General features: G+C 43.0%; 16 protein-coding genes. 1 reads left to right on the top strand and 15 read right to left on the bottom strand.

Translation table 11 applies throughout. From position 1 onward, the window contains the following. Positions 1-14: 14 nt before the first annotated feature. The 5 genes from rpsI to ACYQ5K_RS12775 all read right to left on the bottom strand — a co-directional run bounded on the left by rpsI (position 15) and on the right by ACYQ5K_RS12775 (position 5,808). Positions 15-407 (bottom strand): 30S ribosomal protein S9, encoded by a 393-nt coding sequence (gene rpsI, locus ACYQ5K_RS12795; protein WP_008373223.1) that lies wholly within the window; start codon positions 405-407, stop codon positions 15-17. A gap of 27 nt (positions 408-434) precedes the next feature. After that, positions 435-863, bottom strand: a complete 429-nt coding sequence (gene rplM / locus ACYQ5K_RS12790) for a 50S ribosomal protein L13 (protein ID WP_022220779.1) — start codon at positions 861-863, stop codon at positions 435-437. Between the two features lie 185 nt (positions 864-1,048). Further along, positions 1,049-3,592: an HD domain-containing phosphohydrolase gene (locus ACYQ5K_RS12785; protein ID WP_195230509.1), complete on the bottom strand. Its 2,544-nt coding sequence runs from the start codon at positions 3,590-3,592 to the stop codon at positions 1,049-1,051. A 9-nt stretch (positions 3,593-3,601) separates the two neighbouring features. Further along, positions 3,602-5,218 carry a GH3 domain-containing protein gene (locus ACYQ5K_RS12780; RefSeq protein ID WP_173688756.1) on the bottom strand — a complete coding sequence of 539 codons (1,617 nt, stop codon included), beginning with the start codon at positions 5,216-5,218 and terminating at the stop codon, positions 3,602-3,604. 17 nt (positions 5,219-5,235) lie between these two features. Next, a complete protein-coding gene (locus ACYQ5K_RS12775) occupies positions 5,236-5,808 on the bottom strand; it encodes a hypothetical protein (RefSeq protein WP_178025593.1) in 573 nt (190 codons plus the stop codon). Between the two features lie 253 nt (positions 5,809-6,061). Here ACYQ5K_RS12775 and ACYQ5K_RS12770 point away from each other — a divergent pair, with 253 nt between their 5' ends. After that, positions 6,062-7,366 (top strand): alpha-amylase family glycosyl hydrolase, encoded by a 1,305-nt coding sequence (locus ACYQ5K_RS12770; RefSeq protein WP_459777715.1) that lies wholly within the window; start codon positions 6,062-6,064, stop codon positions 7,364-7,366. A gap of 68 nt (positions 7,367-7,434) precedes the next feature. Here the strand turns inward: ACYQ5K_RS12770 and ACYQ5K_RS12765 are convergent, their stop codons facing one another. The 10 genes from ACYQ5K_RS12765 to ACYQ5K_RS12720 form a co-directional block, all read right to left on the bottom strand. Then, entirely contained in the window at positions 7,435-8,037 is a 603-nt protein-coding gene (locus ACYQ5K_RS12765; RefSeq protein WP_459777714.1) for a Maf family protein, read from the bottom strand. 3 nt (positions 8,038-8,040) lie between these two features. Next, on the bottom strand, positions 8,041-8,550 hold the full coding sequence (locus ACYQ5K_RS12760; protein WP_173688759.1) for a flavin reductase family protein: 510 nt from the start codon (positions 8,548-8,550) through the stop codon (positions 8,041-8,043). 12 nt (positions 8,551-8,562) lie between these two features. Continuing rightward, positions 8,563-9,786: a tyrosine--tRNA ligase gene (gene tyrS / locus ACYQ5K_RS12755; protein WP_173688760.1), complete on the bottom strand. Its 1,224-nt coding sequence runs from the start codon at positions 9,784-9,786 to the stop codon at positions 8,563-8,565. Between the two features lie 773 nt (positions 9,787-10,559). Continuing rightward, positions 10,560-11,963 (bottom strand): alanine/glycine:cation symporter family protein, encoded by a 1,404-nt coding sequence (locus tag ACYQ5K_RS12750; RefSeq protein WP_173688761.1) that lies wholly within the window; start codon positions 11,961-11,963, stop codon positions 10,560-10,562. A gap of 198 nt (positions 11,964-12,161) precedes the next feature. Then, complete coding sequence (locus ACYQ5K_RS12745) at positions 12,162-13,004, bottom strand: carbohydrate ABC transporter permease (protein WP_173688762.1); 843 nt, start codon at positions 13,002-13,004, stop codon at positions 12,162-12,164. Beyond that, on the bottom strand, positions 13,004-13,855 hold the full coding sequence (locus ACYQ5K_RS12740; RefSeq protein WP_008373199.1) for a carbohydrate ABC transporter permease: 852 nt from the start codon (positions 13,853-13,855) through the stop codon (positions 13,004-13,006). The genes ACYQ5K_RS12745 and ACYQ5K_RS12740 overlap by 1 nt, the downstream gene beginning before the upstream one ends. Before the next feature lie 190 nt (positions 13,856-14,045). After that, on the bottom strand, positions 14,046-15,365 hold the full coding sequence (locus ACYQ5K_RS12735) for an ABC transporter substrate-binding protein (protein WP_195230516.1): 1,320 nt from the start codon (positions 15,363-15,365) through the stop codon (positions 14,046-14,048). A gap of 554 nt (positions 15,366-15,919) precedes the next feature. After that, a complete protein-coding gene (locus ACYQ5K_RS12730) occupies positions 15,920-17,209 on the bottom strand; it encodes an ABC transporter substrate-binding protein (protein ID WP_330613989.1) in 1,290 nt (429 codons plus the stop codon). Continuing rightward, positions 17,199-18,980: a sensor histidine kinase gene (locus ACYQ5K_RS12725; RefSeq protein WP_243259128.1), complete on the bottom strand. Its 1,782-nt coding sequence runs from the start codon at positions 18,978-18,980 to the stop codon at positions 17,199-17,201. The genes ACYQ5K_RS12730 and ACYQ5K_RS12725 overlap by 11 nt, the downstream gene beginning before the upstream one ends. Then, positions 18,977-20,575: a response regulator gene (locus ACYQ5K_RS12720; protein ID WP_459777713.1), complete on the bottom strand. Its 1,599-nt coding sequence runs from the start codon at positions 20,573-20,575 to the stop codon at positions 18,977-18,979. Before ACYQ5K_RS12720 ends, ACYQ5K_RS12725 begins: the two co-directional genes overlap by 4 nt. Between the last annotated feature and the right edge of the window lie 11 nt (positions 20,576-20,586).

The raw sequence follows: 20,586 nt of genomic DNA, 5'->3' as shown, positions 1-20,586 counted from the left end.
CACTTTGCTCCAAATTAACGTTTAGAGAACTGTGGTGCTCTACGAGCTGCTTTGAGACCGTATTTCTTACGTTCTTTCATACGTGGATCACGTGTAAGGTATCCGGCTTTCTTAAGCACCGGTCTGTAATCAGAATCTGCTTCAAGAAGTGCTCTTGCGATTCCGTGACGGATTGCTCCTGCCTGTCCTGTGTATCCACCACCACGTACGTTAACGAGAACGTCAAATTTATCAACTGTTTCAGTTGCAACTAATGGCTGACGAACTACAACTTTAAGAGTTTCAAGTCCTAAATATTCGTCGATATCTCTTTTATTGATTGTGATCTTACCTGTACCTGGTACAAGGTATACTCTTGCGATAGATTTTTTTCTTCTTCCTGTTCCGTAGAATTTAGCTGTTGCCACTTTTATTTCCTCCTTTCAAACCTCTGACTAAAATGTTAAAACTTCTGGTTTCTGTGCCTGATGAGCATGTTCTGCTCCGGCATATACATGAAGTTTCTTGATCATTGTTCTTCCCAAAGGTCCTTTTGGAAGCATACCTTTAACAGCAAGTTCGATAACCTGTTCCGGTTTCTTTGCCATCATTTCTCTTAATGTAGTTTCTTTCATTCCTCCTACATAATCTGAGTGATGATAGTATACTTTCTGATCTAATTTCTTTCCTGTAACTTTGATCTTTTCAGCGTTGATAACAATTACGTTGTCACCTGTATCAATGTGCGGTGTAAATTCCGGTTTGTTTTTTCCTCTTAAAACTTTAGCGACTTCTGCTGCAAGACGTCCAAGTGTCTGTCCTTCAGCGTCAACTACATACCATTTTCTTTCAATCTTATCTGGATTAGCCATGTAAGTTTTCATTGGTTGACCTCCTATGAATTTCGGTTTACTAATTATTTTCATTGTAGATTCTATAGAAAACAAGTTCACTCCGGGGCTTTGGTGCAAACTGTTTCTTCTCACGTCATACTTGCATATTATATTATACTGACAAGCTTTTGTCAACTGTTTCTTGCTGGTTTTCGTCACTTTTTTGTAGGAATTTTCTACAGCATTTCTTTCAGACTGTCCACAGTTTCTTCTTCCTTCACCAGTGTAATACTGCCATGATCCAGGCATTCAACAAACTTACATACCAGGTCAGGATCAAACTGTCTGCCTGCATCCTGAAGAAGCTTCTCCCGTGCCACTCCAACAGGAAATGCTTTTTTATAGCATCGTTTGGATGTCATGGCATCAAAAGAATCTGCCACGCACAAAATCCGCGCAGTCAGTGGAATATCTTCCCCTGCGATCCGGCGTGGATATCCTTTTCCATCATACCGCTCATGATGACCGATGACTGCCGGAATTACATAATCCAGCGATGGAAGGTGACGGATAATATCGATCGATGCCTCTACATGCCCTTTAATGACCTCATATTCTTCATCTGTCAGTTTTCCCTCTTTATTGAGTATATACTCCGGAATGCCGATTTTACCGACATCATGCAGAAGTGCTGCCTGCCGGATAATCTCTATCATATCTTCGTTCATTCCAAGGGCAGATGCCAGTGCCGTTGCATAATAAGCTACGTTGTTGGAATGGCTGAACGTATAGTGATCCTTCGCATCAATTGCCGCCGTCAGCGCATAAATCGTAGACTCATACTCCTGATAAATATGGGTACGATTCCTTGTATTGTTCCCCACACTGTTGTTCTGGAACATCATATCAAAGACCTGGATCCCATTTTTTCCATTATGTTTCACATGATAAACTGCCAGATCTACATTTTCCATCAGCTCTTTCACATTCCTTGCCGCATAAGGAGCCGCACTGATACCGGCACTCACAGTTACCGCTTTCAGCTTCATATCCGTTCTGCGGTTATTCATAACGTAAATCTGTTTTGCAATAGATTCCACCATATTTCTGGCAGAAAAAAGATCATATCCCGGTAAAAGAACCGCAAATTCCTTTCCTCCATAGCGGGCGGTGTATCCACTTTCTCCGACACTGCTTCTGATGATATCTGCAATCCGCTGCAGACACAGATCTCCTTCTTTCACCCCATACAACTGATTATACAATTTAAAATCATCTACATTGATGATCGCAAGTGCCAGCGATGCCTCCCTGTTTTTCTCAAGCTCTTCATTCAGCACTTCGTAGAAATACTTCCGGTTCAGTAATCCGGTCATCTCATCTGTTCTGGCTTCCTGACGGGCTCTCTCGTACAATCTTGAATTCTTAATCGCAATCGATGCAACCGACGTAACAGATGAGATCAGCTGCACCTCATCATATACCAGCCGTTTTTTTGCCGAAGCATCTGTGATCAGAATCACACCAACCAGGCATTCTCCATCTTTCAGTCCTGCACAGTAACGGATATGCGTCTTATCCAGCCGGTGTTTTTCACTCTCCCACATCGACTTATACTCCACAGTATAACGAAAATCCCGGTAAATGATCGGCTCTTCATGTTCTTTCAGCCACTGGATCATCGGGTTTTCTTCTTCCATCGTAAATGTCAGATCATTCAGTGGCTGATCACTTGCCACTCCCCGATATGGCTGTCCTGGTGCATCCTGCATACAAATATAGATATTTCCAACATCCATCAGTTCTTTCATGACACTGATCGTTTTATCCAGAATTTCATTTAAATCCAGCGTCTTCGAAATTGCAGAGCTGAACTCCCTGATTTTTTCTGTCTGATAATTTTCTTCCTTGACAAACACACTGCGTACCAGAAGCTTCCACAAAAAAGTAAACAGCGCATAAATCACCAGAAACACAATTGCAAAAACAAGGGCATAAAGCGTTGTATTCTTATCCATCTGTATATGGAAGATTTTCTGCAAATATGGAATTATATTTAAAAATACAATAACAGAAAATAAGAATCCTACACCGTAACACAGACTGGGCGATGCCAGCATCTGCAATCGGAACAGACGTCTGCGTATCAGTGCATAAAACAGAAAAAATACATTTACAATGCCACTTAAAATATCAATCGGAAATCCACTGAAGAATGGTATTCCAAGCAACATATTCCCTGCAAACAACACCAGAACCCCTGCCATGACCGGTTCATACTGTACTTTCATATTGGGATTCGCTTTGCAGATCCGCACAAGAATAAGAAAAAGATAAATCAAAAAAATACCCGCCGGGAAAAAGAGTACTAATATAGTAGGTTTAATCTCATACACAAAAGTAGGAAGCCCATTCTTTTCCACCACATTCGGGCATCCCAGGAATACCCCATGCCGGATATTTACCACAAAACAGATCAGCATAACAGCCAGATATATTTTCCCTGGCAGACTTTTTTTCACCCCGCCAAATGCCAGGATAAAGCAATAATATGCATACGGCAGTAGTAAAATTCCAAGCAGGGAAACCTGATACCAGAATTCATAACTTGGCCACAGATGGACACGCATAAATGCCGATCCTCCAGCCCAGAAAAGTAGTCCAACCAGCACTACCAGAAAGCTATTTACAATTTTATTTCGCTTCGCTGTCAGAAACATCAGCAGCATAAATCCATAGCACACCATTGCTATGATTGAAATATATCCATAGGTTCCCATAATTCCCTCTTATCTCACTTTGTTCAAACATTCCTGCACTTCCAGCAACGCCTTCAAATCATAATAAGAAGGATTCATCTGATGCAGTTTTTTCCCAGTCTTTTTTTCATAAGTTTCAAATGTTCCGCACGTAAAAATTGTAACCTGTAAAGGATCCATTCCCAGGATTTTCTTCAAGTCACGGTAATCCTGATCAATATATTTAAAATATGTACTCAGTAACTCTTTTAAAATATCGGCGCTCATGGCACTGTTCAGCAAGGATTCCCGTTCCAGTTCTACATACATATGCAGATATGGGCGGTTCTGTTCATTATATTCCTTTGCCGCAACCCAGTTTGTGATCGGGAGCTTTGACAGACGAATGACATTTCGGATCCCATTTTCTGAAATCCTTGTAAATCCTGCTATATCAATAATCCATGGTACCCGGTCCACATATTCAAAACGTGGGATCTGTGTTTCATCTTCCCTGTTTTCCAGTCCAACGCACCGGTACATATCACCACAGCGATATCTCGCGAATGCACCGCCTTTCAAAATCGTAAATACGAGCTCATATTTTTCTCCCGGCTGGACTTCATCCATCAGATATGTCGGCGGAATATAAGACGGATCTTCATGATTTTTCAACATATCCTTCTCTGTGATAAATTCATAAAATGCCGTATCCGGGAAGAAATACATTCCTTTTCTCGTCCAGGTCTCCGTCCCCATTATAGATGGTTCCGTACCGGCAAACAATTCCATCGGCCGGATTCCCCAGAGTTCTTCCAGATCATCTTTATAGCACTGATTGTCCGTACCTGCTACCATGAACCCTTTCAAATGGAATAAATCCTTTGGGAGTAATTGCCGGTTCTCCTTTTTGCAGCGGTATTTTGCCTGTATCATACGGAAGATCATATGCGGTCTGCATTTCAGAAGACTTGATAGTTGGATACCGCCGCCACCGGTCATCGAAGAAAGGCTCAGACTTACCGCATAAGCCACACTTCCAAGACCAAAGAAAAATCCCAGATCTTTTTTCATCGCCATTTTAAATCCCAGCTTGTTTCGTTCGCTAAAACTCATATTCACAGCATCTTTTACTGCCGGAAGAAACTCGATATCGATTTCTTCCCCGAGTGCCAGTGGGAAAAGTCCGGTAGCATACGGAAGCGGTGCCAGCGCATACAGAAATTTGTCCGTAGAAGCAACATCAAAAGAACCCTTTTTCCTGCTGGTCGATAAAATCAGACATGCTGTCACATTATTCCGGTAGGTATCCAGCATACTTCTTGTATATGGTGCAACCTTAATCGGATGTTTCCCGCCTTCCCAGGTTGTCTGAATCCAGATCACCGGATTCCCCGGAAGCATATCAGGCTGCTTGGTCAGAAGAATGTCTGCGTAATCTTCATACTCCGTCAGCGGTACCATTTTGCGGAATTCATCCAGATTTCGGGGATGTTTTCCTTTCAAAATCGACTGTCCAAGTCCACAGTTACTCCACAGCTGGATCTGTTCTTCCATCAGTCGCCGCTGGATTTTCATGTAACCGTCCATCGACAGATCCAGAAATCCACAGTACTGCTGCCATATTTCATTATACTGTTGTTTTTTTAATTTTTCTTTTAAATTCATAGACTGTCCGCTCCAGATCAATCATTTTTTCTGATAGTACGCAGGCACACCCGTATACTTTTTCTGTTCGGTATCAGAAACGGTGTACTTTGCTGATATTCTTTATAGTTAAAAAATGTCCGTGGGAATGTCCACAGATCCTGAAAAATAATATACAGATAATTCCAGAAAATCATAAGTAAAAAATAAATCCCATGTTTCCATCCACCGACCATTCCCCACATGCACAAATATGCTCCTGCAAACCATAAAACACCAGGATGGCGGCACAATCCATACATACCTTCCGTATAAGCCGCACGCAGTTTATTTTCTTCACAATAGGTTTCTTCAAAGGGAAGCGCAAAAAACAACGTATAAATGAGCAGACAAAGGAAAAGGAATCCTCCTAATCCAAATCCGGTCATTGTTCCGATCTTTCGATGGCAGCTCCCCCATGCTGCATAAAGCTCTGCAATCAGCGATACTACAACGAGAATACTCCCAGCTGCAAAAAATTTTTGTAATACTGCATTCTTCATCCGAACACTGTTGATATCATAAATAAAATACAGAATAAATCCTGTACTTCCTAGTATAAACTGCCACATTTTTCTCTCCATGATTTGTGCATTATTATGCACAAATACCTTTTCACGCACTCTAAATTATAATAAAAGCTACTATAAATTGCAACCAAAAAATGTCTTCCCTTTCCCCTTTTTTCAAAAACATTACCATATCATTACATTTTTTACAAATTCCACTTTTGCTTTAAATAGTATACCATCATTTGATTCTATCTGATACAATAGATGTATGGGATTTTTATCCAAATTTTGACTAAAAGGCAGGTACTAAAATATGTGGGCTTATGAAGGAATTTTTTATCAGATCTATCCAATTGGATTCTGTGGCGCTCCGACCGCAAATGACGGCAAAACCGTATCCCGGATTTTAAAATTAAAGGACTGGAGCAGTTATCTGGAATCCTTAGGTATCTCTTCTATATTATTAAATCCAATTTTCGAATCAGACAATCATGGTTATGATACCAGGGATTATAAAAAAATCGACTGCCGTCTCGGAACCAATGAAGATTTCGCAGAAGTATGCAAAGATCTCCATGCACACAATGTAAAAATCGTTCTTGACGGTGTGTTTAATCACGTAGGACGCGGCTTCTGGGCATTTAAGGATGTACAGGAAAAGAAATGGGATTCTCCATACAAGGACTGGTTCTGCATCAATTTTGACGGTAATTCCTGTTATAATGATGGATTCTGGTATGAGGGATGGGAAGGACATTTTGAACTGGTCAAACTGAATCTTGCCAATCCTGCTGTTGTAGATTATCTCCTGGAATGTGTAAAAGGCTGGATCGATGAATTTGACATCGACGGTCTCCGGCTTGATGTTGCATACTGCCTGGACCGCAATTTTATGAAACGTCTGCGCAGTTTCTGCCAGGAATTAAAACCTGACTTTGCCCTGATCGGAGAGGTTCTCTTCGGGGACTACAATCAGATCGTCAATGACGAACTGCTGCACAGCTGCACCAACTATGAATGCTATAAAGGTATTTATTCCAGCTTCAACAGCATGAACATGTTTGAGATTGCGCACTCTCTGAATCGTCAGTACGGACCGGAACAATGGTGCATTTACCGCGGAAAACATCTGATGTCTTTTGTTGACAACCACGATGTAACCCGAATTGCAAGTATCCTGACCAACAAGAACCACCTGCCGCTGACTTACGGACTTCTTCTTGGTATGCCGGGTGTTCCTTGTATTTATTATGGAAGTGAATGGGGTGAGGAAGGGGTAAAAGCACCAAATAATGACTACGCCCTTCGTCCATGCTTTGAAGAATCAAAGCCAAATGAACTGACCGAAGAGATCAAAAAAATGATCCACGTCAGAACCGGAAGCAATGCACTCTGCCACGGAAGCTACCGTAATGTTGTCCTGACCAACCATCAGCTCATCTTTGAGCGTCGGACTGATGATGAACGGATGCTGGTTGCGATCAATGCATCGGACGCACCGTTTACTGCGCACAATGGAGAACTCGGAGGCACAATGACCGACCTGCTCACCGGAAATGAAATCCAGATGAACGGACAGCTTGAGATGCCGCCGTACAGTGTACAGTATCTGAAATAAAACTTTTTCATCCTAAAAAACCGGAAGAAATGACTTTCTCAACAAGTCATCTCTCCCGGTTTCTTTTTCTAATAAATATATTCCTTCATTTCCTGATAGACTCTCGCAAGAGGAAGACCCACGATCGTATTATAATCACCTTCAATCCCACAGATATACACGCCAAATGCCCCTTGGATTCCATAGGCTCCTGCCTTGTCCATCGGCTCTCCTGTCGCAATATATTCCCTGATTTCTTCCTTGTCCATCGGATATACATGCACATCACTGCATTCATGGAAGGTCTTCCGGATCTTTTCCCCGTCCTTTTTTATCAAAAGTGTAACACCGGTATAAACCTGATGTGCTTTTCCCTGAAGCATGGAAATCATCTGATATGCCTGCTCTTTATCCTTTGGCTTTCCGAGAATCGTTCCATCCGCTGCAACCACCGTATCTGAGCCGATCACCAGAAAATCTCCTGTATTTTCCGTTTCATACTGCTGATAGACATCTTCTGCTTTCTGAACAGAAAGTTCTTCCACAACCTGGCCTGGAACTTGGGATGTAATTACTTCCTCACAGTGTGACGGCATGACTACATGCTTTATATTTCCCTGTTCCAGCAGTTCTGTCCTGCGCGGTGATGCAGAGGCCAGAACTACAGTCAGCTTCTGTATTCTACTACACATAGATTAATCCTCTTTCACAAGAATCTTCTTAATTTCTCCCATATACATGTTATGCATATCTTTGTCAGCATACCATTTGTCAAGATTCTCTTTCTCAACAAAATTTTCTTCTCCCATGCGCTGTACATAAACCTTCTTGCATACAAAGATCATTTTTGCTTCTTCAAACGCAACTGTTCCATCTACATAATATGGTGTCAGACCGGCTTCCTTAATCTTATCTTCGTCCCTTCCGGAAACTCTTCCACAGAGATTTAATGCTTCTCTCTGCTCTTCTCCAAAGAATGCCAGTGTAAAATAATCTTCTCTGTCCACAAATTCTTTGGTATAACGGGAATCACGGATATAGGCTGTTGCAGTTGGTTTTCCCCACATGATTCCAACACCGCCCCAACTTGCAGTCATGGTGTTGCATTTTTCTTCATTTCCTGCTGTAATGAGCATCCACTGTTTTCCGATCAGATCAAATGGATTCTCTTTTACTTCTTCTGATTTTATTTCTACAAAACTCATTCTTTTTCCCTCTTATTTTGCGATTACTTTACGGAAGTTCTTCTTTCCTTTTCTGACAACCTTTCCGTCACCTTCAAAGTCTGCTTTTGCAAATGTTGCTGCAATATCAGAAACCTTTTCTCCGTCAACAGCAACTCCGCCCTGCTGTACAGCACGGCGTGCTTCTGACTTGGAAGCAACCAGTCCACTCTTGTGAAGCAGTGTCAGGATATCGATAGTTCCATCTGCAAAATCTTCATCAGAAAGCTCTTCGGTCGGCATATCTGCTGCATTTCCTGAGCTGAACAGTGCACGTGCACCTTCCTGTGCCTTCGTAGCTTCTTCTTCGCCGTGAACCAGTTTTGTCAGTTCGAATGCAAGGATTTCTTTTGCTGTGTTAAGCTGTGCACCTTCCCATTTGTCCATCTCATCAATCTGCTCAAGTGGAAGGAATGTGAGCATACGCAGGCATTTCAGAACGTCTGCATCTGCCACATTTCTCCAGTACTGGTAGAATTCGAACGGAGACGTTTTTTCCGGATCAAGCCATACAGCACCGGACTGTGTCTTACCCATCTTCTTACCTTCTGAGTTGAGAAGCAGAGTAATTGTCATTGCACTTGCATCCTTACCAAGCTTACGACGGATCAGTTCTGTACCACCAAGCATGTTGCTCCACTGGTCATCTCCACCAAACTGAAGGTTACAGCCGTATTTCTGGTATAACATATAGAAGTCATAGCTCTGCATGATCATGTAGTTGAATTCAAGGAAGCTCAGTCCCTTTTCCATACGCTGTTTGTAGCATTCTGCTGTCAGCATACGGTTTACGGAGAAGTGTGCTCCGACTTCACGAAGTACTTCCACATAATTCAGATCCATCAGCCAGTCTGCATTGTTTACCATCAGTGCTTTCCCGTCTGAAAAATCAATAAAACGGCTCATCTGCTTCTTAAAGCAATCACAGTTGTGCTGAATTGTCTCAGGAGTCATCATCTGACGCATATCCGTTCTGCCAGACGGATCCCCGATCATAGCAGTACCGCCCCCGATCAGAGCGATCGGCTTATTTCCAGCCTCCTGCAGTCTCTTCATCAGACAAAGTGCCATAAAATGTCCAACATGCAGACTGTCCGCCGTCGGGTCAAACCCAATATAAAACGTAGCCTTCCCATTATTCACCAGATCCCTAATTAACGGCTCATCCGTAACCTGTGCAATCAATCCTCTAGCCTGCAGCTCTTCATAAATACCCATTTCTAATCTTTCCTTTCTTTTTCAAAACCTATATCTTAGTCACAGCCAATCTTCTCCCCCGGAGACGGAGGCGGTATTCCTGTCTGGAACTCTTTGAAGTATTTTGGACTGTCAGCTTTTTGAAGATCTTTCCAATTGCTCTGCCTTTGCAGGGAGTTGCCTCATACTTTTTAGTTTCTGAATATTTGCGTTATCAGTAAAAATCCATCTGTCTGAGCGCAGCGAGTTATGGATTTTCACTGATGCTTTTAGCAAATCTTCAGAAACTTAGAAGTATCAGCTCCCGAAACCGCAGACAATTGGAAAAATCTTCAAAAAGCGTCCGTCCTGAACCCCTTCAATTTTTCCAATAAAAAAACCTCGTCCTCCGGCCAATCAGCCTTTAAGGACGAGGTATATTCTCTCGTGGTACCACCTTAATTCACACCCGGCTCGCACCGAATGCCTCAGTCAGTAACTAACATTACCGCAGCAGGTATAACGTCCGCCACTCCGTCACAGCTTACTTGCGCTTCCGCGCGTTCGGTGTGAAGCTCCAAGATGTATTCGCATCTGACTCTTCGTGCACCTCTCATCAACCGGTTACTTTCTGTCTGAGCCTTGTCATCTGCTACTTGTTCTCTTCATAGCCTGTAATTTTCTCTTCTTTTGTCATACTACCGTATCCTTCAAAATTTGTCAAGCCGGATTTCATACCAAATTATCACAAAACAACTTTTGTCAAATCCAATTCGCAGCCTTCCATCATTTTCCGAACCACTCTCGCAGATTCCCTAATTCCAGAAATCCGTCTTCTGCTCCAGCTCAATATCTGCACTTTTAAACACCGGATTAACTCCCCGCTTCAACTGATCCTCATAATCCCGGATTGCCTTAAATGCCGTCCCGGACAAAATCAGGATCACCGGAATATTGATCAGAGCCATCACGCCCATCAGCACATCCGAAAGATCCCACAAAAGCGACATTTCCATACCTGCCCCCAGAAATACAACAAATGCCGATACCAGACGGAACCCTCGCATAAAATTTCTGTCTGGTTCCTTTTTATGGATATAGGTCAGAAGGTTGTCGCAATAGAAGCAATTTCCAAGCAACGTTGTAAACGCAAAAAATACCATAGCCACCGTGATAAATACCGGTCCAACTGTTCCCAGTGACTCCTGAAGGGAAGCCTGAACCCATGGCGCGCCCTGCATTTCTTTTGTCGGATCAATGCCGGATGACATACACATCATCGCTGTTGCTGTACACAGCAACAGCGTGTCGATAAAGACAGACAGCATCTGAACCAGTCCCTGTTTGACCGGATGGCTGACGTTTGCAGAAGCGGATGCATTCGGCGCCGAACCGATTCCGGCTTCGTTGGAATACAGCCCCCGGCGGATTCCCTGCATCATTGCGGAGCCTGCAAATGCTCCGAAAATTGCTTTGAAATCAAACGCTTCCTCAAAAATACGGAGGAACATTTCCGGTACATTGCGGATATTGATGATAACCACAATCAGCGCAATCCCGATATATGCAAGTCCCATCACCGGCACAAGCGTCGATGTCACCTTTACAATACGGCTTCCGCCGCCAAGCAGACACCATCCGGTCATAACTGCCAGAATCCCGCCAATGATCCATGGGCTTATCTTCGGATCATAAAAAGAAAATCCGGAAAATGTAGACTGCAGATTGTAGGATGCCAGCATATTGAATCCAAACGCATAAGTCATGATCATGGCAATACAGAACACGATCGCCAGTGGTCTGCAATGCAGCGCCGCCTCGATATAATAAGCCGGACCACCATAGCATTTCCCATCCTCTCCCTTTTTCTTGTAAATCTGTGCCAGCGTACTTTCAATCAGTGCAGACGCACTTCCGATAATCGCAATCACCCACATCCAGAATACAGAACCAAATCCCCCAATACAGATTGCCGATGACACCCCGACAATATTTCCCGTTCCTACTCTCGATGCCGTTGAAACCATAAGCGCCTGGAATGATGAGATTGCCTCTTTGTCGTCCGGCTTCTCCATCACGGACTCACAAGCTCTCTTAAATAAACGCGCCTGTGGAAATCTTGTCCGGATTGTAAAATATAAACCTGCTCCGATCAGCATAATCACCAGAAGTTTGCTGTACATAAATGAACTGACCGCCCCAATAATTTTCTGAAACATACCTTCTTTCCTTTCTCAATGTTTTCTACCATTTTCGCAATATCTTAACGGAAACTCTCAAAATTTGCAAGCTTTTTCTATTTATTCCCTGTCATTTCGTCCCCAATCACTTTGTAAAAATATTAATTTTTTCAAACAAAATGTCAATATAAAAAAAGCGGACAAGCAACCTGTCCGCCAAATTTATACTATATTTTTCTATCCCTTTACAGCTCCGGCAGCAACACCCTTGATGATGTATTTCTGTCCTGCCAGATATACAATGATGATCGGGATTACTGTAAGCATAATGCTTGCCATCATCGGTCCCATTTCAACTCTTCCGTAACTTCCGCGGAAATACTGGATCAGCATTGGAATCGTTTTATATTTCTTAATATCAAGTACAAGAGTTGGAAGCAGGTAGTCATTCCATACCCACATTGCTTCCAGAATACCTACGGATATCATGGTAGGCTTCAGGATATGGATATCGATCAAAAAGAAAGTCTGCAGCGGATTACATCCATCGATCATCGCAGCTTCCTCGATCTCTACCGGAATGGATTTTACAAATCCGCAGAACATAAATACCGCAAGACCTGCACCAAATCCGAGATAGATCACCCAGATATTCCATGGCATATTCAGATGTAAGGTATCTGCTGTCTGTGACAAGGTGAACATAACCATCTGGAAAGGAACAACCATGGAAAATACAAACAGATAATATAAAATCTTTGAAATCGGACTATTTACACGGGTTATATACCATGCACACATTGAACAGCATACAAGAATAGCAACCACAGAAGTAATCGTAATAAATGTACTGTATCCAAGACTGCTTAAAAATCCTTTTGAAGCAATGGCATCTACATAGTTTGTGATTCCTGCAAATGCATCTGCAGTTGGAAGTTTAAATGCAGTTCCTGTACTGATCGCTGATTCTTTTTTCAAAGAGTTCATCAGGATCATAATGATCGGATAAATCCAGGCGAGTGCCGCAATTGTTAAAATAACTGTCCATATTGTATTTGCAATACTTTTCTTCTTTTTCATTACTGCTGCACCTCCTTAGATCTTGTTGCTTTCAGCTGTACCAGTGAAATAATGATAACCAGAGCACAGAAGATCACTGCTTTTGCCTGCCCATAACCTTTCCACTGCATTCCGGCACGTGCGTAGAATGTCTGGTAAATATTCAGTGCCAGCATTTCTGTCGCATGGTTTGGATCTCCACCTGTAAGAGCAAGGTTCTGGTCAAACAATTTAAATGAATTGGTAAGTGTCAGGAAGACACAGATCGTGATGGAAGACATTACCATCGGAACTCTGATCTTCCAGAGGATATCCCACTTTGCTGCTCCGTCAATCTCTGCTGCTTCGATCAGATCATCCGGTACATTCTGAAGACCTGCGATGTAAATAATCATCATATATCCGATCTGCTGCCAGCACATCAAAATGATAAGTCCCCAGTAACCGGCTGAAGAATTCAGTGCCAGAAGCGGCTGGCCGATGATCGTAAGAAGACAGTTGATCAGGATCTGCCAGATATATCCAAGTACGATTCCACCGATCAGGTTCGGCATAAAGAAAATAGTTCTGAAAATATTGGTTCCCTTTAACTTCTGTGTCAGAAGCAGTGCCAGACCAAATGCCAGTACGTTGATCAGTAAGATCGATACAATCGCAAATAATACTGTAAATTTAAATGAACTTGTGAATGATGTATCCTTGATCGCTGCTGTATAATTTGATATTCCAACAAATGTTGCATTTCCTACTGTTGTAAATTTACAGAAAGAAAGATAAAATCCCTGTGCAAACGGAATGATAAATCCGATCACAAATGCAAGAAATGTTGGGAGAACAAATATTGGTGCATGTTTTTTCAGTGCCTTTTCCATAGAAATCCTCCTCTTTTCCTTTTGCCCGGAAGGATCTCCCTACCAGGTGGCTCTCATTTCACTTTTTATTTTTATATGGGAAAACGTAGTTTCCCATATCCAGAAAACCCGCTTCGTACAGGCTCTCCTCTCACTTAAAAGGGGCAGGCAGACCGCCTGCCCCTAGGTCAGTTCTTTTTATGCAACTTATTTATTCATTTGCAAGCTTGTATTCTGATGCCCATCCATCTACGAATGCGCTTACTACTGCATCCCAGTTAGCATCTGTCTGATCTGCTGCATAAGCTGTCAGTGCAGATCCAACACCATTTTTCCACTCTTCTGAAGGCATTGTTGAGAAGTTCCATGCTACCGGAGTCTTTCCGTCTTCTGTCATCTGTTTGTCTTCTTTGATAAAGAGATTCTGAGATTCCTGAGCTTTCTTAAACGGAATATTGAATCCCATATCGTCTGCCATACATTTTGTTCCTTCATCTGAAGTTACACACCAGTCCATAAAATCTAATGTAGCCTGAATATCAGCTTCGTCTGCGTCTTTATTTACGCACCAGTAATTTTCTGTACCTGTGCAGAGTCCCTGGTTTGCTTCATCGCCTACACCAAAGTAAATCGGAAGCATGGTCAGATCATCATCTGTAAGACCGCCATCGATCAGCTGTGTATATTCCCATGTACCATTCTGATAGAATACAGCTTTTTTATTCAGGAATTCATTTCTTGCATCGTCACCTGTCTTTGCAGCAAGATCTTTTGGAGCACATGTGCTGTTGTTGATGTACAGATCCCACATATCACGGTAATTGTCAAGATATGTACCTTTGATTGCATCTGTTGTGTTAATTCCTTCATCCTGATATTCAAAGTAGATTGGAAGGTTTGCAAGGTGTGTCTTGAATCTCCAGTCTGAAGATCCGTCCATACCTGCTGAAGTAAATGCAGAGAATCCAAGTTCAGAAGATCTCTTTGTAATGTCTTCTGCTACTTTCTTCAGATCTGCAAAGGATTTGATGTCATCCGGTGTATATCCTGCTTCTTTTAATAATGTCTTATTTGTGATAATTCCGTATGTTTCAATAACATATCCGATACCCGCTACAGAATCTCCATCTTTCAGTGCATAATCATCACTTGTGAGTTCTTTGTAAATATCAGAATCTGATAAGTCGTAGCAGTAATCTTTCCAGTTTGCAAGTCCTACAGGTCCGTTTACCTGGAATAATGTTGGTGCTCCGCTCTTTCCCATTTCACTCATCAGAGTGGTTTCATAGTTTCCGGAAGCTGCTGTAACAACCGTTACATCTACACCTGTCTCTTTTGTGTAATCCTTTGCCAGCTGCTGCCACTGTTCATCCTGCTCCGGTTTGAAGTTCAGATAATATACAGAACCCTTGCTGCTGTCCCCTTTACTGTCTGCACTCTTGTCATCGCCCTTGCTTCCACATCCTGCAAAGCATCCAAGTGTCATGATTCCTACCAGCCCCAGTGCCAGCCATCTTTTTTTGTTTTTCATAATTTCCGTTCCTCCTCGTCTGGATTTCTTTTCTATGCTTAGATAATAGCAAGAATCCAGGCAAAGGATGTAGCAAATAGAAAACCTCATATACCAAAAAATATACTTTGGGGTATGTAAAAAATTTGTTATTGATAAAGGGACGCCAACAGCCATATTCTCCGTCTGACCTCCGTTGCACAAACCATTCCGGCGAGCCGCTTAAACCATCCATCATGCGCGGCAATGGCCTTCATGATGGATTGCGTCTCTCCTCCATTGTGCAAAGTCGGTCTGCCAGAGAATATGGCTGTTGGCTGACTATTGATAACATAACAATTTTTCTATTTTCTACCTCAACGTAAAACTCTTGAACACACACCAAGACTTCAGGGATGCGCCAGCGACCGCCCGAACTTTGACAGGGATCAGGCGCCTTGAGCACGATGGGAAGGAGACTCAGCAAATTGTTGAAGCCATTGCTGAAACAATTTGCGCCCTAAGAGGCTCCTTCCCATGGTTCGTGCGTGAAGCCTGAGACCTGTCAAAGTTCGGGCGGTCGCGTCCGTCTTCTCCTACCTCTCCGCTTCATACTCCCGGATACTCTCATTTGCAGCCTCCACAACCTGTGCAGGTGTTATTTTCCCTGCGGCAAGCTCCGGAAGGCACTCCCCGAGTGTTTCTTCCTGGAGGATGGAATTCCATTTCACCTGATAGTTCGGAACGATCTGCGGATTGTTATTGTAGGCATTTACATAATCCTGAAGGAGCTGGCTGATTTCAATGCGTCCGTTCTTGTCCATCAGCTCTTTCTTCTCATCCAGATTGAATTTCGTGCGGAATTTCAAAAATTCAACAGCTCCTTCTTTGATCTCCTCGCTGTAAGTGGAAACCACCGCCCAGCCAAAGGTTTCCGGTGAGGCGATCAGTTTATTTTCCGGAAATGCGGAAAATCTTACCTTTTCTTTCCATTCTTCCGGCAACTGGTCGATCATCCAGTATCCGTTCGGGATCATTGCCACCTTTCCTGTGACAAAATTATTGTATGCCACATCGTAGTCAGCATGAATTGCATCTTCTGTTGTATACCGAAACAATTTCTGCAAGGTTTCTGCAATTTCAAGACCGGTATCATTGGAATAGCTTTCCGGGAGAAGCTCTTTCATAAATGCATAGCCTTCTTCCGTGTGTGCTGCCTCTGCTGTTGCAATCAGCATCGGCGCCCAGCCGGTTCCTTCCGTGTGAAGTCCAAGCGGTGTGATTCCGTTTGCCTGCAGCCGGTCACAGCAGTCCCAGAATTCTTCCCATGTCTCCGGAAATTTCTCAATCCCTGCTTCCGCAAAAAGCTCCGGATTCCAGAACATGCCGGAGCACGCAAATGCCGCCGTACTGATCGGTCCAAGATAGATATTGCCATCCTCATCCGTACAGCCTTCCATCACCGCCGGTTCGATCATATTCCTCCACTCTTCATCCTCTTCCAGATACGAACTCAGATTCTCGATCCGTCCATCCGCAACCATCATCTGATAAAAGGACGGCAGGGTGCGCACATCATAGATCACAGCCGGAAGCTCGTCGGTGACATTTAACCGTTTCAGATTTTTTCGGTATTCCTCTTCCGTCTCCATGATCCATTCCACTTGCATATGATACGTACCGGCATATTCTTCATTAAATGCATCAACGACATCCTGTTCCGTTTTCTTGCCGGAAGTCGGATCTACCGTCAGAATGATCGGAATATCAATCTCCTTTTTCTCTGTGCTCCGGCTTGTCTGCCCCGTATTTTTACCACATCCGGTCAGCACTGTCAGAACCAGCGCGATACAAAACACCGATTGCAAATATTTTCTATAAATCACGTTTCTCCTTTCCGTCATCCGGAATTTGGATTGTACACCGGGTTCCATTTTCTTCTGCCTCATAGTAAAACAGCACATCCTCTCCATATTTCAGCCGCAGTCTGGTCAGTACATTCACCACTCCATATCCGTGTTCCTTATCCGGGAAGCATTTTTTCGCCTCCAGAATCGGATGCCCGTTTAAGGCATTGATCTTTTCCATCATTTCCCGGTCAATCGGCTTCCCATTATTGAACACCACGATTTTCAGCTGGCTATCCTCCCTCGCAATCTCAATCCGGATCAGACCATTCTCATAAATTTCGCAGAATCCGTGCTTGATCGCATTCTCGACAAGTGGCTGCAAGATCAGCTTCAGCATCCACGTACTCTTCTCTTCCACCTTACACTCAATCTCATACCGGAACAGATTTGCATTCCGGATCTGTTGGATTTCCATATAGCTCTTTACATTTTCCAGTTCGTCCTCCACCGTCACGATATCACTGCCCTTGCTGAGTGACAGACGCAGATATCTGGAAAGTGCCTGAATCATCTTCATGGTCGTCTCTTCTCCGTTTATCCGCGCAAGCATGTAAATTGTATCCAGCGTATTATAAAGAAAATGTGGGTTGATCTGTGCCAAAAGCATGTTCAACTCCGTCCGTCTGAGCACCCCTTCCTGTTCTTTGATCTCTGCCAGAAGATTCTCAATATTTTTTAGCATCTTATTGTAGGAATGTCCGATCTGATCCAGTTCTGTATTGGTATTCAGTTCAATCAGGCGACTGAAATCATTTCCGTCAAACTGTGTCATCTCTTCACTGATCTCCCGGATCGGACTGGTGAAACGCTTGGAAAAATAGATACTGAGCACAACCGCTACCACTGCCACAAACAGATAAATCCCGATCAGCACCGTAAGTACCCTCATCGTTCCCTGCGTCATTACACTCGACGGAACGACTGTGAACACCGTCATTCCCGATCCGCTCTCTTTATAAACCGAGCAGACACCACCGCTTACTTTCCGGCTCTTTGCAAGGATACCGCTTGTTTCCTGTGCGCTGATCCTATAGACTTCCTGTTTTACCGCATCCGCAATCTTCGTCCCTTTCGGGCACCAGGCAGCGCATAAATTCCCCTCCTTATCCAGAATTCCGATCTGCACGTCATCTGTCATACTCCGATTCTTTCCAAGTATCGTTTCCAGAAAGCTGTCATTCATCTTGATAAGCAACAGCCCTGGTTTGCTGGCGTATTCCATACTGTGTACATATCTTCCGATAAACAATGTTTCTTTCTCCGTCCCAAACAGAGTATCCTTCGCCCAGAACCACTGTGTTTTCGCATAAGAATCTCCCATGTAATCTTCCAGATGGCTGTCTGAAAAATCTTCATAATCAATATGAGAGTAAGATCTGGCATAAACATTCTTTTTATTATCCACATAACAGTATTCTGCCACATGATCCAGATTCATATAGGCAAAATATTTTTGAAGGGAGTTCTTTTCCACATCTGCAAGTGAAGCTTTTTTCAGACTTTCCTGAACCAGATCGTAAGTAATACATTCTGCCGTCCCTTCATCCGCCTCTTTTGACAGTGTATCCAGAGCCAGCCCCATCTTCTCATTTAAAAATTCATATTTATCTGTAACCTCTGTGGTCAGACTCTGCCTCACATAAATCCAGACACCGATGCTTGACAGCAAAATTGCCAGCAACAGAAGCCCCATCGTATATCGAAGGTATTTTTTCTGTATTCCGGATTTAATCACCCAATTCTTCATTCTTCGTAATCCTTTTTGTATTCACTCGGTAATTTTCCTGTATATTCTTTAAATAAATGCGAAAAATAGGATGCATTGCTGATTCCCACCTGCTCACATACCGTTCCTATACTCTCACATCCATCCTGGATCAGCCGCTTTGCTTTCTCCATTCTCTGCTGCAAGAGATACTTTTTAAAGGTCATATGAAATGTATTTTTAAATACACGGCCGAAATATACCGGATTCAGGTAAATCTGCGTTGCCACCTGAACAATAGAAAGTTCTTCATCCTGCAAATGCTCACTGATATAAGAAAGTGCCACTGTCATGTATTCCTTTGCACATTTATTTTCTCCGCTTTCTGCGTATTTTTCCCGTTCCTCAATTGCTTCTCCGAGGATCCTATAACTGACATCTACCGCCTGTGCCGCTGTCAGACTCTCCATATTAGAATAATAATTCCGGAACTGTTTCTGCAGTTTTTCCGTCATTCCGTAAGTATCGTTCAGCATCATCTCCGCTTGTAGCATAACCTTATGTATATAACGGATCTGTAACTCTTCCTCATGTGGAAGTGCGTAGATCAACGCAATAAAAGCCTGTTTTAACTCTTTAAACGCATTCTTCCGTACAGCATTGACGATCGTAAGGCCTGCCTCTTCGCAATCACTCTTTGCCGCTTTTTCTTCCTTTTTCACAGGTATGGAAAAAGTATTCTCATCTGTGGCTCTGTTGCAGATTGGCTCGAAAAGTCCCTGCGCCTCTTCGTAACTCCTGCGGATTCCCTCCAGTCCTTTATACGGTTTAGAAATCGATGCGGTAACCGGACTTTTCTGTTCCTTCTTAACCTGATCCAGAATCTGTGCAATCTCGCGCACCGTCGCATTTTCCTTTGTCTTGATCAGAAATACATGACAGCCTTCTGCCTTTTCAAAATGCCAGAAAAAATACCGCTCTGAAAACTTTTCTTCCAGAGATTGTATCAATTCCAGCCTGGCTGCTTCGTAATTCAGTGCATCCGTAATCTTATATGTAAGATCAAGATCCACACATATTGCGATAAAACGGTCGCCCTCTTCGATCACATCCTTCAGGATTGCAAATACTTCCTGCATCTTTTCATAGGAAATTTTATTCTGTAAATATTTCTGTACAACAACCTGGAGAAAACTGGTGGAATCTTTTCGGACCATATTTTCCCAGCTTTCATAACGCTCTTCGCTTTCCAGTTTCTCCATACAGGTCTGGTATGCACCTTGCATAGTCTCCTGTAGTTTATTTTCCTCGATTGGTTTCAGCAGATATGCATATGCACCAAGATCACACGCCTGCTGTGCATAATTAAAGTCACGGTATGCACTGAGTACAATAAAAACCGGATCCAGCTCTGTCTTCTGGATCTCTTCCATCACCATCAGACCGGAAATCTGTTTCATCCGGATATCCGTCAGTACTACATGGGGCTTCACTTTTTTGATCACTTCGATTGCCTGCTCCCCACTCTGTGCCTGACCGGCAACTTCAAATCCCATTTCGTTCCAGTTGTACGTCTTAACCAGTCCCTGCAGAAGGATTGGTTCGTCATCTACGATCACAAGTTTTAATAATTTCATACCGTTTTTCC

The organism is Allocoprococcus similis (assembly GCF_054660775.1).
The sequence above is the reverse complement of the archived record's forward strand: the minus strand, read 5'-3'. Positions and strand labels throughout refer to the sequence as shown.